The sequence below is a fragment of the Pseudomonas sp. 15C genome (assembly GCF_055484735.1).
Genome location: NZ_JBUDGD010000088.1, coordinates 1 through 15,091 on the forward strand (window position 1 = coordinate 1; position 15,091 = coordinate 15,091).

Annotated in this window: 11 protein-coding genes, 1 tRNA gene and 2 pseudogenes; 13 read left to right on the top strand and 1 reads right to left on the bottom strand. The window is 56.0% G+C overall.

Going from position 1 to position 15,091, the window contains the following annotated elements; translation table 11 throughout:
* The 13 genes and pseudogenes from ACYYKW_RS25290 to fusA all read left to right on the top strand — a co-directional run.
* Positions 1-98, top strand: a 98-nt coding sequence (locus tag ACYYKW_RS25290) for an EF-Tu C-terminal domain-related protein (RefSeq protein WP_463402504.1), incomplete at its 5' end; no start/stop codon positions are given.
* Between the two features lie 53 nt (positions 99-151).
* A tRNA-Trp gene (locus ACYYKW_RS25295) sits at positions 152-227 on the top strand.
* Positions 228-272: 45 nt separating this feature from the next.
* On the top strand, positions 273-641 hold the full coding sequence (secE, locus tag ACYYKW_RS25300) for a preprotein translocase subunit SecE (protein ID WP_007916493.1): 369 nt from the start codon (positions 273-275) through the stop codon (positions 639-641).
* A 9-nt stretch (positions 642-650) separates the two neighbouring features.
* Positions 651-1,184, top strand: a complete 534-nt coding sequence (gene nusG / locus ACYYKW_RS25305) for a transcription termination/antitermination protein NusG (protein ID WP_007916492.1) — start codon at positions 651-653, stop codon at positions 1,182-1,184.
* Between the two features lie 118 nt (positions 1,185-1,302).
* Entirely contained in the window at positions 1,303-1,734 is a 432-nt protein-coding gene (gene rplK, locus ACYYKW_RS25310; protein ID WP_003176435.1) for a 50S ribosomal protein L11, read from the top strand.
* A complete protein-coding gene (gene rplA, locus ACYYKW_RS25315; protein ID WP_003228754.1) occupies positions 1,734-2,429 on the top strand; it encodes a 50S ribosomal protein L1 in 696 nt (231 codons plus the stop codon). The genes rplK and rplA overlap by 1 nt, the downstream gene beginning before the upstream one ends.
* Positions 2,430-2,627: 198 nt before the next feature.
* The gene (gene rplJ, locus ACYYKW_RS25320; RefSeq protein ID WP_008081912.1) at positions 2,628-3,128 is read left to right on the top strand and encodes a 50S ribosomal protein L10; all 501 of its coding nucleotides are present in this window, start codon (positions 2,628-2,630) and stop codon (positions 3,126-3,128) included.
* A 74-nt stretch (positions 3,129-3,202) separates the two neighbouring features.
* Positions 3,203-3,568, top strand: a complete 366-nt coding sequence (rplL, locus tag ACYYKW_RS25325) for a 50S ribosomal protein L7/L12 (protein ID WP_003228750.1) — start codon at positions 3,203-3,205, stop codon at positions 3,566-3,568.
* Positions 3,569-3,789: 221 nt separating this feature from the next.
* Positions 3,790-7,863 carry a DNA-directed RNA polymerase subunit beta gene (gene rpoB, locus ACYYKW_RS25330; RefSeq protein WP_464991468.1) on the top strand — a complete coding sequence of 1,358 codons (4,074 nt, stop codon included), beginning with the start codon at positions 3,790-3,792 and terminating at the stop codon, positions 7,861-7,863.
* A gap of 64 nt (positions 7,864-7,927) precedes the next feature.
* On the top strand, positions 7,928-12,127 hold the full coding sequence (rpoC, locus tag ACYYKW_RS25335; protein WP_090286774.1) for a DNA-directed RNA polymerase subunit beta': 4,200 nt from the start codon (positions 7,928-7,930) through the stop codon (positions 12,125-12,127).
* A gap of 216 nt (positions 12,128-12,343) precedes the next feature.
* Positions 12,344-12,715: a 30S ribosomal protein S12 gene (gene rpsL / locus ACYYKW_RS25340; RefSeq protein WP_003186084.1), complete on the top strand. Its 372-nt coding sequence runs from the start codon at positions 12,344-12,346 to the stop codon at positions 12,713-12,715.
* A gap of 107 nt (positions 12,716-12,822) precedes the next feature.
* Positions 12,823-13,296 carry a 30S ribosomal protein S7 gene (rpsG, locus tag ACYYKW_RS25345; protein ID WP_016772941.1) on the top strand — a complete coding sequence of 158 codons (474 nt, stop codon included), beginning with the start codon at positions 12,823-12,825 and terminating at the stop codon, positions 13,294-13,296.
* Positions 13,297-13,326: 30 nt separating this feature from the next.
* Positions 13,327-14,991 (top strand): annotated as a pseudogene (gene fusA / locus ACYYKW_RS25350) (elongation factor G); the annotation flags it as partial.
* Here fusA and ACYYKW_RS25355 read toward each other — a convergent pair.
* Positions 14,981-15,091: pseudogene (locus ACYYKW_RS25355) on the bottom strand (hypothetical protein); the annotation flags it as partial. The pseudogenes fusA and ACYYKW_RS25355 overlap by 11 nt on opposite strands.

Sequence of the window (15,091 nt, forward strand, 5' to 3'; positions counted from 1 at the left end):
TGATCAAAACCATCGCGATGGAAGACGGTCTGCGTTTCGCTATCCGTGAAGGCGGTCGTACCGTCGGCGCCGGCGTCGTAGCCAAAATCATCGAGTAAGTAGTTGTAATGTATTTTTCGGGCCGGCATAATGGTCGGCCTGATTTTGTTTTAGGTCAGTAGCTCAATTGGCAGAGCGACGGTCTCCAAAACCGTAGGTTGGGGGTTCGATTCCCTCCTGACCTGCCAGATTCACTCAGTGTGTCTGGCTTTCTTTTCACAGGATCTTCATAGATGACTCCTAAAGCTGAAGCTCAAGGCTCTCGCTTCGATCTGCTCAAGTGGCTTGTAGTTGTCGCTTTGGTGGTTGTTGGCGTTGTTGGCAATCAGTATTATTCTGCTTCGCCGATCCTGTACCGTGTACTCGCTTTGCTTGTCATTGCTGCTGTAGCTGCCTTTGTAGGCCTGCAGACTGCGAAGGGCAAGTCTTTCTTTGTACTGGTTAAGGAAGCTCGCACCGAGATTCGTAAAGTCGTGTGGCCAACTCGCCAAGAAACCACGCAGACCACCCTGATTGTGGTGGCTGTTGTTCTGGTTATGGCGTTGCTGTTGTGGGGTCTTGATTCCCTGCTCGGCTGGCTTGTTTCCTTGATTGTCGGCTAAGGGTGTCCCGTGGCTAAGCGTTGGTATGTTGTGCATGCTTACTCGGGTTACGAGAAGCATGTGATGCGCTCGCTGGTCGAGCGCGTAAAGCTGGCTGGCATGGAAGATGGCTTCGGCGAGATTCTGGTTCCCACTGAAGAAGTGGTTGAAATGCGTAATGGCCAGAAACGCAAAAGCGAACGCAAGTTCTTCCCTGGCTATGTGCTGGTCCAGATGGATATGAATGAGGGTACTTGGCACTTGGTCAAGGATACTCCTCGCGTGATGGGCTTTATTGGCGGTACCGCTGACAAGCCTGCACCCATCACTGATAAAGAGGCAGAAGCGATTCTGCGTCGTGTCGCTGATGGTAGCGACAAGCCGAAGCCGAAGACTCTGTTTGAGCCAGGTGAGACGGTGCGAGTCAATGACGGTCCATTCGCTGATTTCAATGGCGTCGTCGAAGAAGTTAACTACGAAAAGAGCCGGATCCAGGTCGCAGTGCTCATTTTCGGTCGCTCTACTCCGGTGGAGCTCGAGTTCAGTCAGGTCGAAAAGGTCTAACTGGACAAGCAATCCCAACCCCGCAGCCCTAGGCTGTGGGGTTTTGTCGTCACTGGGATAAACGCGCAAGTAACCGGGGAGCCTTTCGAGGCGTTCGAACCCGTAATTGGAGTGCCTCATGGCCAAGAAGATTACCGCTTACATCAAGCTGCAAGTGAAGGCCGCTCAGGCTAACCCAAGCCCACCTGTTGGTCCTGCTCTGGGTCAGCACGGCGTGAACATCATGGAATTCTGCAAGGCTTTCAACGCCCGTACTCAGGGTCTTGAGCCAGGTCTGCCGACTCCAGTGATCATCACTGTCTACAGCGACCGCAGCTTCACTTTCGAAACCAAATCCACCCCTGCTTCGGTTCTGCTGAAGAAGGCGGCCGGTCTGACCAGCGGCTCCGCTCGTCCGAATACCGTTAAGGTTGGCACTGTTACCCGTGCTCAGCTGGAAGAAATCGCGAAAACCAAAAACGCGGATCTGACTGCAGCTGATATGGATGCAGCCGTGCGTACTATCGCCGGTTCTGCTCGTAGCATGGGCCTTAACGTGGAGGGTGTGTAATGGCTAAGCTGACCAAGCGTCAAAAGGCTATCGCCGGCAAAATCGAAGCAGGCAAGGCCTACAACATTGTAGACGCTGCCGCTCTGCTGGCTGAGCTGTCGACTGTCAAGTTCAGCGAGTCGTTCGACGTTGCTGTAAACCTGGGTGTTGACCCGCGTAAATCCGACCAGGTTGTTCGTAGCGCTACCGTGCTGCCACACGGCACTGGCAAGACTGTTCGCGTTGCTGTGTTCACTCAGGGTCCAGCTGCTGAGGCCGCTTTGGCTGCCGGCGCTGACCGTGTAGGCATGGACGATCTGGCTGCCGAAATGAAAGGCGGCGACCTGAACTACGACGTAGTGATCGCATCCCCGGATGCAATGCGCGTTGTAGGTCAGTTGGGTCAGATCCTCGGTCCACGTGGTCTGATGCCTAACCCTAAGGTTGGTACTGTGACTCCAGACGTAGCCACCGCGGTTAAAAACGCCAAGGCTGGTCAGGTTCGTTATCGCACCGACAAAAACGGCATCATCCACACCTCCGTTGGCAAAATCGGTTTCGACGCCGTCAAGCTGAAGGAAAACGTTGAAGCCCTGATCGCTGACCTGAAGCGTATCAAGCCAGCTTCTTCGAAAGGTATCTACGTCAAGCGCGTTACCCTGAGCACCACTATGGGCCCAGGTCTGGTTATCGACCAGAGCTCGCTGGACGCGTAAGACACAGATTGGCGCGAGAGATTGCGTCGATTGAAAAATTGGGGTCCCTGCCTGGCGGGGGCTATCCAAGACCGTAGGCGACGCAAGTCTTAAACCATCAGCCTACGCAGATGGTGCTCCCGGTTCCTTACCGAATCAGACACCAAAACGACATTCGGTTTCGATCGAATGAAACGGTAACAAGCAGGAGTTAAACCCGTGGCAATTAATCTCGAAGACAAGAAGGCCATCGTCGCTGAAGTCAACGAGGCTGCCAAAGTCGCTCTGTCCGCTGTCGTGGTTGATGCACGTGGCGTAACAGTAGGCGCAATGACCGGACTCCGTAAAGAGGCTCGTGAAGCTGGTGTTTACGTACGTGTTGTACGTAACACCCTGCTCAAGCGCGCTGTTGCTGACACTCAATACAGTGTCCTCAACGACGTGTTCACCGGCCCGACCCTGATTGCATTCTCCAACGAACATCCGGGCGCTGCTGCCCGTATCTTCAAAGAGTTTGCCAAGGGTCAGGACAAGTTCGAGATCAAGGCAGCTGCGTTCGAGGGCAAGTTCCTCGCAGCTAATCAGATCGACGTACTGGCAACTCTGCCGACCCGTGACGAAGCAATTTCCCAGCTGATGAGCGTGATTCAGGGCGCTACCAGCAAATTGGCTCGTACTCTGGCGGCAATTCGCGACCAGAAAGAAGCTGCCGCAGCCTAAGGCTCGTCAACTTTTCGCGTTTTTTGTTTATTTCGATGGTCGCGTAGGCCGTCCCCCAATTCAGGAATTGAGTCATGTCTCTGACTAACGAACAAATCATCGAAGCAATCGGCCAGAAATCCGTAGTGGAAATCGTTGAGCTGATCAAAGCGATGGAAGAAACCTTCGGTGTTACCGCTGCTGCCGCTTCGGCTGGTCCAGCTGCTGCTGCCGCTGTTGTTGAAGAGCAAACCGAGTTCAACGTTGTTCTGCTGGAAGCTGGCGAGAAGAAGGTTAACGTGATCAAGGCAGTTCGTGAACTGACCGGTCTGGGCCTGAAAGAAGCCAAAGAGAAAGTAGACGGCGCTCCTCAGGTTGTAGCTGAAGGCGTTTCGAAAGAAGCGGCTGAAGACGCCAAGAAGAAGCTGGAAGAAGCAGGCGCTAAAGTCGAGCTGAAGTAAGCATCGACTTTGCTCCTCCAGCCCGAGCGTCAAGCGACAGGCTGATGGCTGGTGGCTCTTGCCACCGGCCTTTTTCCGTTATTGGCAGCCGACTGGGTCGGTGCTGATAAAGGCGCTGTAACCACCCGATGCGGTGGCGCAAACCATGGGGTTTGCACGATTTTCTGGCTGCTCCCGTCGGGAGGGGCCAAACAAGCAGGTGACCAAGCTGGGGAACGCTGATGGCTTACTCATATACTGAGAAAAAACGTATCCGCAAGGACTTTAGCAAGTTGCCGGACGTCATGGATGTGCCTTACCTCCTGGCCATCCAGCTGGATTCGTATCGTGAATTCTTGCAAGCGGGAGCGACTAAAGATCAGTTCCGCGACGTGGGCCTGCATGCGGCCTTCAAATCCGTTTTCCCGATCATCAGCTACTCCGGCAATGCTGCGCTGGAGTACGTCGGTTATCGTCTGGGCGAACCGGCATTTGATGTCAAAGAATGCGTATTGCGCGGTGTAACTTTCGCCGTACCTTTGCGGGTAAAAGTGCGCCTGATCATTTTCGACAAAGAATCGTCGAACAAAGCGATCAAGGACATCAAAGAGCAAGAAGTCTACATGGGTGAAATCCCCCTGATGACTGAGAACGGTACCTTCGTAATCAACGGTACCGAACGTGTAATCGTTTCCCAGCTGCACCGTTCCCCGGGCGTGTTCTTCGACCACGACCGCGGCAAGACGCATAGCTCCGGCAAACTGCTGTACTCCGCGCGCATCATTCCTTACCGCGGTTCCTGGCTGGACTTCGAGTTCGACCCGAAAGACTGCGTGTTTGTGCGTATCGACCGTCGTCGCAAGCTGCCGGCATCCGTGCTGCTGCGCGCGCTCGGCTATACCACCGAAGAAGTGCTCGACGCGTTCTACACCACCAACGTTTTCCACCTGAGCGGCGAAACCCTCAGCCTGGAACTGGTGCCGTCGCGCCTGCGTGGCGAGATCGCAGTTCTGGACATCCAGGACGAAAAGGGCAAGGTCATCGTTGAAGCAGGCCGCCGTATTACCGCGCGCCACATCAACCAGATCGAAAAAGCCGGCATCAAGACGCTGGAAGTGCCTCTGGACTACGTCCTGGGTCGCACCACCGCCAAGGCCATCGTGCATCCGGCTACCGGCGAAATCCTGGCTGAGTGCAACACCGAGCTGAACACCGAAGTCCTGGCAAAAATTGCCAAGTCCGGCGTTGTACGCATCGAGACTCTGTACACCAACGACATTGACTGCGGTCCGTTCGTCTCCGACACGCTGAAGATCGACTCCACCAGCAACCAATTGGAAGCGCTGGTCGAGATCTATCGCATGATGCGTCCAGGCGAGCCGCCAACCAAAGACGCAGCCGAAACCCTGTTCAACAACCTGTTCTTCAGCCCTGAGCGCTACGACCTGTCTGCGGTCGGCCGGATGAAGTTCAACCGTCGTATCGGTCGTACCGAGATCGAAGGTTCGGGCGTGCTGTGCAAGGAAGACATCGTCGCGGTGCTGAAGACTCTGGTCGACATCCGCAACGGTAAAGGCATTGTCGATGACATCGACCACTTGGGTAACCGTCGTGTTCGCTGCGTAGGCGAAATGGCCGAGAACCAGTTCCGCGTTGGCCTGGTACGTGTTGAGCGTGCGGTCAAAGAGCGTCTGTCGATGGCTGAAAGCGAAGGCCTGATGCCGCAAGACCTGATCAACGCCAAGCCAGTGGCTGCGGCGGTGAAAGAGTTCTTCGGTTCCAGCCAGCTCTCGCAGTTCATGGACCAGAACAACCCGCTGTCCGAGATCACCCACAAGCGTCGTGTCTCTGCACTCGGCCCTGGCGGTCTGACGCGTGAGCGCGCTGGCTTCGAAGTCCGTGACGTACACCCGACTCACTACGGTCGTGTCTGCCCGATTGAAACGCCGGAAGGTCCGAACATCGGTCTGATCAACTCCCTGGCTGCGTACGCTCGCACCAACCAGTACGGCTTCCTGGAAAGCCCGTACCGCGTGGTGAAAGAGGGTGTGGTCACCGACGAGATCGTGTTCCTGTCCGCCATTGAAGAAGCCGATCACGTGATCGCGCAGGCTTCGGCGACCATGAACGAGCAGAAAGTCCTGATCGACGAACTGGTTGCCGTACGTCACCTGAACGAATTCACCGTCAAGGCGCCTGAAGAAGTCACCTTGATGGACGTTTCGCCGAAGCAGGTAGTTTCGGTTGCAGCGTCGCTGATTCCGTTCCTCGAGCACGACGACGCCAACCGTGCGTTGATGGGTTCGAACATGCAGCGTCAAGCTGTACCAACCTTGCGCGCTGACAAGCCGCTGGTAGGTACCGGCATGGAGCGTAACGTAGCCCGTGACTCCGGCGTTTGCGTCGTGGCTCGTCGTGGCGGCGTGATCGATTCCGTCGACGCCAGCCGTATCGTGGTTCGTGTTGCTGATGACGAAGTTGAAACCGGCGAAGCTGGTGTCGACATCTACAACCTGACCAAATACACCCGCTCGAACCAGAACACCTGCATTAACCAGCGTCCGCTGGTGAGCAAGGGCGATCGCGTTCAGCGTAGCGACATCATGGCCGATGGCCCGTCCACCGACATGGGTGAACTGGCGCTGGGTCAGAACATGCGCATCGCGTTCATGGCATGGAACGGCTTCAACTTCGAAGACTCCATCTGCCTGTCCGAGCGTGTGGTTCAGGAAGACCGTTTCACCACGATCCACATTCAGGAACTGACCTGTGTGGCTCGTGACACCAAGCTTGGCCCAGAGGAAATCACTGCGGACATCCCGAACGTGGGTGAAGCTGCACTGAACAAGCTGGACGAAGCCGGTATCGTTTACGTAGGTGCTGAAGTTGGTGCAGGCGACATCCTGGTCGGTAAGGTCACTCCGAAAGGCGAGACCCAGCTGACGCCGGAAGAAAAACTGCTGCGTGCGATCTTCGGTGAAAAAGCCAGCGACGTTAAGGACACCTCCCTGCGCGTGCCAACCGGCACCAAAGGTACTGTCATCGACGTACAGGTCTTCACTCGTGACGGCGTTGAGCGTGATGCTCGTGCACTGTCGATTGAGAAGTCCCAGCTGGACGAGATCCGCAAGGATCTGAACGAAGAGTTCCGCATCGTTGAAGGCGCGACTTTCGAACGTCTGCGTTCCGCTCTGGTAGGCCACAAGGCTGAAGGCGGCGCGGGTCTGAAGAAAGGCCAGGACATCACCGACGAAGTACTCGACGGTCTCGAGCACGGCCAGTGGTTCAAACTGCGCATGGCTGAAGATGCTCTGAACGAGCAGCTCGAGAAGGCTCAGGCCTACATCGTTGATCGTCGCCGTCTGCTGGACGACAAGTTCGAAGACAAGAAGCGCAAACTGCAGCAGGGCGATGACCTGGCTCCAGGCGTGCTGAAAATCGTCAAGGTTTACCTGGCAATCCGTCGTCGCATCCAGCCGGGCGACAAGATGGCCGGTCGTCACGGTAACAAAGGTGTGGTCTCCGTGATCATGCCGGTTGAAGACATGCCGCACGATGCCAATGGCACCCCGGTCGACGTGGTCCTCAACCCGCTGGGCGTACCTTCGCGTATGAACGTTGGTCAGATCCTCGAAACCCACCTGGGCCTCGCGGCCAAAGGTCTGGGCGAGAAGATCAACCGGATGGTCGAAGAGCAGCGTAAAGTCGCTGAACTGCGCACCTTCCTGGACGAGATCTACAACCAGATCGGCGGTCGTAACGAAGATCTGGACAGCTTCTCCGATCAGGAAATCCTGGATCTGGCGAAGAACCTGCGTGGCGGCGTTCCAATGGCCACTCCAGTGTTCGACGGCGCCAAGGAAAGCGAAATCAAGGCCATGCTGAAACTGGCAGACCTGCCGGAAAGCGGCCAGATGCAGCTGACCGACGGCCGTACCGGCAACAAGTTCGAGCGTCCAGTTACCGTTGGCTACATGTACATGCTGAAGCTGAACCACTTGGTAGACGACAAGATGCACGCGCGTTCTACCGGTTCGTACAGCCTGGTTACCCAGCAGCCGCTGGGTGGTAAGGCGCAGTTCGGTGGTCAGCGTTTCGGGGAGATGGAGGTCTGGGCACTGGAAGCATACGGTGCTGCATACACTCTGCAAGAAATGCTCACAGTGAAGTCGGACGATGTGAACGGCCGTACCAAGATGTACAAGAACATCGTGGATGGCGATCACCGTATGGAGCCGGGCATGCCCGAGTCCTTCAACGTGTTGATCAAGGAAATTCGTTCCCTCGGCATCGATATCGATCTGGAAACCGAATAACACGTGACGCGAATCGAGAGCGGGGCAGGAATGCCCGCTCTCTGCTCCGCCAGGAGGAAAGGCCTTGAAAGACCTACTGAATTTGCTGAAAAACCAGGGTCAAGTCGAAGAGTTCGACGCCATCCGTATCGGATTGGCATCGCCTGAGATGATCCGTTCGTGGTCGTTCGGTGAAGTTAAAAAGCCGGAAACCATCAACTACCGTACGTTCAAACCTGAGCGTGACGGCCTGTTCTGCGCCAAGATCTTTGGCCCGGTAAAGGATTACGAGTGCCTGTGCGGTAAGTACAAGCGCTTGAAGCACCGTGGTGTGATCTGCGAGAAGTGCGGCGTTGAAGTTGCACTGGCCAAGGTTCGTCGTGAGCGCATGGCGCACATCGAACTGGCTTCGCCGGTTGCCCACATCTGGTTCCTGAAATCGCTGCCGTCGCGTATCGGCTTGCTGATGGACATGACCCTGCGTGATATCGAACGCGTTCTCTACTTCGAGAGCTATGTCGTTATCGATCCAGGCATGACCACCCTTGAAAAAGGTCAGCTGCTGAACGACGAGCAGTACTTCGAAGCGCTGGAAGAGTTCGGTGACGACTTCGACGCCCGCATGGGTGCTGAAGCCGTCCGCGAACTGCTGCACGCTATCGACCTGGAGCACGAGATTGGCCGTCTGCGCGAAGAAATTCCGCAAACCAACTCCGAAACCAAGATCAAGAAGCTGTCCAAGCGTCTGAAGTTGATGGAAGCCTTCCAGGGTTCCGGCAACCTGCCAGAGTGGATGGTGCTGACCGTTCTGCCGGTTCTGCCGCCAGATCTGCGTCCACTGGTCCCGCTGGATGGCGGTCGTTTCGCGACTTCCGACCTCAACGATCTGTATCGTCGAGTGATCAACCGTAACAACCGTTTGAAGCGCCTGCTGGATCTGTCCGCTCCGGACATCATCGTGCGCAACGAAAAGCGTATGTTGCAGGAAGCTGTCGATGCACTGCTCGACAACGGTCGTCGTGGCCGCGCTATCACCGGTTCCAACAAGCGTCCTCTGAAATCCCTGGCTGACATGATCAAGGGTAAGCAGGGTCGTTTCCGTCAGAACTTGCTCGGTAAGCGTGTTGACTACTCCGGTCGTTCGGTAATTACCGTAGGCCCGACCCTGCGTCTGCACCAGTGCGGTCTGCCGAAGAAGATGGCTCTCGAGCTGTTCAAGCCGTTCATTTTCGGCAAGCTGGAAATGCGCGGTCTCGCGACCACCATCAAAGCGGCCAAGAAAATGGTCGAGCGCGAGCTGCCAGAGGTTTGGGACGTTCTCGCTGAAGTGATTCGCGAACACCCGGTCCTGCTCAACCGTGCACCGACCCTTCACCGTCTGGGTATCCAGGCGTTTGAACCGGTTCTGATCGAAGGTAAGGCTATCCAGCTGCACCCGCTGGTCTGCGCCGCGTACAACGCCGACTTCGACGGCGACCAGATGGCCGTGCACGTACCGCTGACACTGGAAGCCCAGTTGGAAGCGCGTGCGTTGATGATGTCGACCAACAACATTCTGTCGCCAGCCAACGGTGAGCCAATCATCGTTCCGTCGCAGGACGTTGTATTGGGTCTGTACTACATGACCCGTGAAGCGATCAACGCCAAAGGCGAAGGTCGTGTATTCGCGGATCTGCAGGAAGTTGACCGTGTGTTCCGTGCCGGCGAAGCCGCACTGCACGCCAAGGTCAAGGTTCGTATCAACGAAACCGTCAACGACCGTGATGGCAACAGCGTGAGCGGTACCCGTATCGTCGACACCACTGTCGGCCGTGCGCTGCTGTTCCAGGTTGTGCCAAAAGGTCTGTCGTTCGACGTCGTCAACCTGCCGATGAAGAAAAAGGCGATCTCCAAGCTGATCAACCAGTGCTACCGCGTGGTTGGTTTGAAAGAGACCGTGATCTTCGCTGACCAGTTGATGTACACCGGTTTCGCGTACTCGACCATCTCCGGCGTTTCCATCGGTGTTAACGACTTCGTTATCCCGGATGAAAAAGCCCGCATCATCGGTGCTGCCACCGACGAAGTGAAAGAGATCGAGAGCCAGTACGCCTCCGGCCTGGTAACCCAGGGCGAGAAGTACAACAAAGTGATCGACCTCTGGTCGAAAGCGAACGACGAAGTTTCCAAGGCAATGATGGCCAACCTCTCGAAAGAGAAGGTTATCGACCGTCACGGCGTGGAAGTCGATCAAGAGTCGTTCAACTCGATGTACATGATGGCCGACTCGGGTGCGCGGGGTTCCGCAGCACAGATTCGTCAGCTGGCCGGTATGCGTGGTCTGATGGCCAAGCCGGACGGTTCCATCATTGAAACGCCGATTACTGCGAACTTCCGTGAAGGTTTGAGCGTACTTCAGTACTTCATCTCGACTCACGGTGCTCGTAAAGGTCTGGCGGATACCGCGTTGAAAACTGCGAACTCCGGTTACCTGACTCGTCGTCTGGTAGACGTGGCGCAGGATCTGGTTGTAACCGAGATCGATTGCGGCACCGAACACGGTCTGCTGATGACTCCGCACATTGAAGGCGGTGACGTTGTAGAGCCGTTGGGTGAACGCGTATTGGGTCGTGTTATTGCCCGTGACGTATTCAAGCCAGGTACCGAGGACGTTATCGTTCCTGCCGGTACTCTGGTGGACGAGAAGTGGGTTGAATTCATCGAGCTGAACAGCATCGACGAAGTGATCGTGCGTTCGCCGATCAGCTGCGAAACCCGCTATGGCATTTGCGCCAAGTGCTACGGCCGTGATCTGGCGCGTGGTCACCAGGTGAACATCGGTGAAGCGGTCGGCGTTATCGCTGCCCAGTCCATCGGTGAGCCGGGTACCCAGCTGACCATGCGTACGTTCCACATCGGTGGTGCGGCAAGCCGTACTTCTGCAGCCGATAGCGTTCAGGTGAAGAATGGCGGTACCGTCCGTCTGCACAACCTGAAGCACGTTGAGCGAGTGGATGGCCACTTGGTAGCTGTGTCCCGTTCCGGTGAGCTGGCGATCGCTGATGACTTCGGTCGTGAGCGCGAGCGTTACAAGCTGCCGTACGGTGCCGTGATTTCGGTTAAAGAAGGTGACAAGGTCGACGCTGGCGCCATCGTGGCCAAGTGGGATCCGCACACTCACCCGATCGTTACCGAAATGAAAGGTACCGTGACCTACGTGGGCATGGAAGAAGGCATCACGATCAAGCGTCAGACTGACGAATTGACCGGTATGACCAACATTGAAGTACTCGACGCGAAAGATCGTCCAGCTGCGGGCAAGGAAATTCGTCCTGCAGTGAAGATGGTCGACGACAACGGCAAGGATCTGTTGCTGCCAGGCACTGACGTTATCGCTCAGTATTTCCTGCCAGCCAACGCCCTGGTCGGTGTGGCTGACGGCGCGAAGATTGCGATCGGTGATGTTATCGCTCGTATCCCGCAGGAAACTTCGAAGACTCGTGACATCACCGGTGGTCTGCCGCGTGTTGCCGACCTGTTCGAAGCTCGTCGTCCGAAAGAAGCGTCGATTCTGGCTGAAGTCAGCGGCACCATCGCGTTCGGTAAAGAGACCAAGGGCAAGCGCCGTCTGGTCATTACCCCGAACGACGGTAGCGATCCGTACGAAGAGCTGATTCCGAAGTGGCGTCACCTGAACGTGTTCGAAGGCGAACAGGTAAACCGCGGCGAAGTTATCTCCGACGGTCCGAGCGATCCACACGACATCCTGCGTCTGCTGGGTGTAAGTGCGCTGGCCAAGTACATCGTCAACGAGATCCAGGACGTTTACCGTCTGCAAGGCGTGAAGATCAACGACAAGCACATCGAGACCATCCTGCGTCAGATGCTGCGTAAAGTTGAGATCTCCGAGTCCGGCGACTCCAGCTTCATCAAGGGCGACCAGATGGAACTGACTCACGTTCTGGTAGAGAACGAGCGTCTGAGTACGGAAGACAAGTTTGTCTCCAAGTTCACTCGCGTTCTGCTGGGTATCACCAAGGCGTCGTTGTCCACCGAATCGTTCATCTCGGCGGCTTCCTTCCAGGAAACCACCCGCGTACTGACCGAAGCGGCAGTCACCGGCAAGCGCGATTACCTGCGCGGCCTGAAAGAAAACGTTGTCGTGGGTCGTTTGATCCCGGCGGGTACCGGTCTGGCTTATCACAGCGAGCGCAAGCGTCGCCGTGATGCAGACAAACCGTTGCGCGTAAGCGCCAGTGAAGTGGAAGCTGCACTGACCGAAGCGCTGAACTCGAGCGGTAACTGAGTTCTGCGGTAATTGAGCGTAAGGCCCTGATCGCTCCGTTCGTCGAATCGAGACATTTAGTCAAGGTTCGACGGGCGGGGAGGTCGGGGCCTTGCCTTGACTGGGACCAAGATCCTCTTTAGACTCTTGATCCCCTAAATTTGGCGGGAATTCGTTCCTGCCATTTTGCTTTTCTTGCAAGACAATAGCGTCGCAAGACAACAGTGGAGCTAGTAGATGGCAACTATCAACCAGCTGGTACGTCAGCCGCGTAAGCGTATCGTCGAGAAATCCGACGTGCCTGCGCTGCAGAACTGCCCGCAACGTCGTGGCGTGTGCACCCGTGTGTACACCACCACGCCGAAAAAACCTAACTCGGCACTGCGTAAAGTATGCCGTGTGCGCCTGACCAACGGTTTCGAGGTTTCCTCGTACATCGGTGGTGAAGGTCACAACCTGCAAGAGCACAGCGTGGTACTGATCCGCGGCGGTCGTGTAAAAGACTTGCCAGGTGTTCGTTACCACACCGTTCGCGGCTCCTTGGATACTTCCGGCGTTAAAGGCCGTAACCAGGGTCGTTCCAAGTACGGTACCAAGCGTCCGAAGTAATCGGCCGTTTTGCAGTTTTTCATTTTATTGAGTCGATAAGAGTAAGGTCGGGCACGCATCCATTGGATCTGTCCCGAGCTAACCTGAAGACCGCTTGAGGGCTTATCATGCCAAGACGTCGCGTAGCAGCAAAGCGTGAGATTCTGGACGATCCGAAATACGGAAGCCAGATCCTCGCCAAATTCATGAACCACGTTATGGAAAGCGGCAAGAAAGCCGTTGCCGAGCGTATCGTTTATGGTGCCCTGGAAACCGTTGCGGCCCGTAAGGCTGGCACCGATCCCCTGGAACTCTTCGAAAAAGCACTCGACGCCATCGCTCCGCTGGTCGAAGTGAAGTCGCGCCGCGTTGGTGGTGCTACTTACCAGGTTCCGGTCGAGGTTCGTCCTTCCCGTCGTAACGCTCTGGCAATGCGCTGGTTGGTAGACTTCGCCCGTAAGCGTGGCGAGAAGTCTATGGCTCTGCGTTTGGCTGGCGAACTGCTGGATGCTGCTGAAGGTAAAGGTGCTGCTGTTAAGAAGCGTGAAGACGTGCACCGTATGGCTGAAGCCAACAAAGCTTTCTCGCACTACCGCTTCTAATTTTAGCTTCACTAATTTTGCGAGGGCTTTATGGCTCGTACTACTCCGATTAGCCGCTACCGTAACATCGGTATCGTTGCTCACGTGGATGCTGGTAAAACCACCACCACCGAGCGCGTACTGTTTTACACCGGCAAAAGTCACAAAATGGGCGAGGTGCATGATGGCGCCGCGACCACAGACTGGATGGTTCAGGAGCAGGAGCGTGGTATTACCATTACTTCTGCTGCCATTACCGCCTTCTGGAAAGGTTCCGAGAAGCAGTACCCGCACGAGCACCGCTTCAACGTAATCGATACCCCGGGCCACGTAGACTTCACCATTGAAGTTGAACGTTCCCTGCGCGTACTCGACGGCGCTGTCGTTGTATTCTGCGGTACTTCGGGTGTTGAGCCACAGTCGGAAACCGTATGGCGTCAAGCCAACAAATACGGCGTTCCACGTCTTGTTTACGTAAACAAGATGGACCGTGCCGGTGCCAACTTCCTGCGCGTGATCGGTCAGATCAAGCAGCGTCTGGGTCACACTCCGGTGCCGATTCAGCTGGCTATCGGTTCCGAAGACAACTTCCAGGGTCAGATCGATCTGATCAACATGCAAGCTGTCTACTGGAACGACTCTGACAAGGGTATGGTCCCTGTTCGCAAGGACATCCCTGCCGAGCTGCAAGAGCTGGCTGAAGAGTGGCGCAACAACATGGTTGAAGCTGCTGCCGAAGCCAACGAAGATCTGATGAACAAGTACCTGGAAGGCGAAGAGCTGTCGATCGAAGAGATCAAGGCTGCTTTGCGTCAGCGTACTATCGCCGGCGAAATCGTTCTGGCCGTTTGCGGTTCTTCGTTCAAGAACAAGGGCGTTCCCCTGGTTCTCGACGCCGTTATCGACTACCTGCCTGCTCCTACCGACATTCCTGCGATCAAGGGTTCCAACCCTGATAACGAGGAAGAGGAAATGGAGCGTCACGCAAGCGATGACGAGCCGTTTGCTGCTCTGGCGTTCAAGATTGCTACCGACCCATTTGTGGGTACTCTGACCTTCGTCCGCGTTTACTCGGGCGTGTTGAACTCCGGCGACGGCGTGATCAACTCGGTCAAGGGCAAGAAAGAGCGTGTGGGTCGTATGGTGCAAATGCACGCAAACGCCCGTGAAGAGATCAAGGAAGTACGCGCTGGCGACATCGCGGCCCTGATCGGCATGAAGGACGTCACCACTGGTGAAACCCTCTGCAACGCTGACAAGCCAATCATCCTGGTTCGCATGGACTTCCCGGAGCCGGTTATTTCGGTTGCCGTAGAGCCCAAGACCAAGGACGACCAGGAAAAAATGGGTATTGCTCTGGGCAAACTTGCTCAGGAAGACCCGTCTTTCCGTGTTAAAACTGATGAAGAGACTGGTCAGACGATCATCTCCGGCATGGGCGAGCTGCACCTGGACATCCTGGTTGACCGGATGCGCCGTGAGTTCAACGTCGAAGCCAACATCGGCAAGCCTCAGGTTTCGTATCGTGAGCGCATCACGAAGAACTGTGAAATCGAAGGCAAGTTCGTTCGTCAGTCCGGTGGTCGCGGCCAGTTCGGTCACTGCTGGATTCGTTTTGCTCCTGCTGACGAAGGTCAGGAAGGTCTGCAATTCGTGAACGAAGTTGTAGGTGGTGTGGTTCCTAAGGAATACATCCCGGCTATCCAGAAGGGTATCGCGGGTCGTTAGCCAGGTCTTCGCGACCGATGATCAACATGAAGCGTTTGAAGATCGCATCGCCGTTGGCGCCAATCTGCACATGCTTGCCATCGGCGCT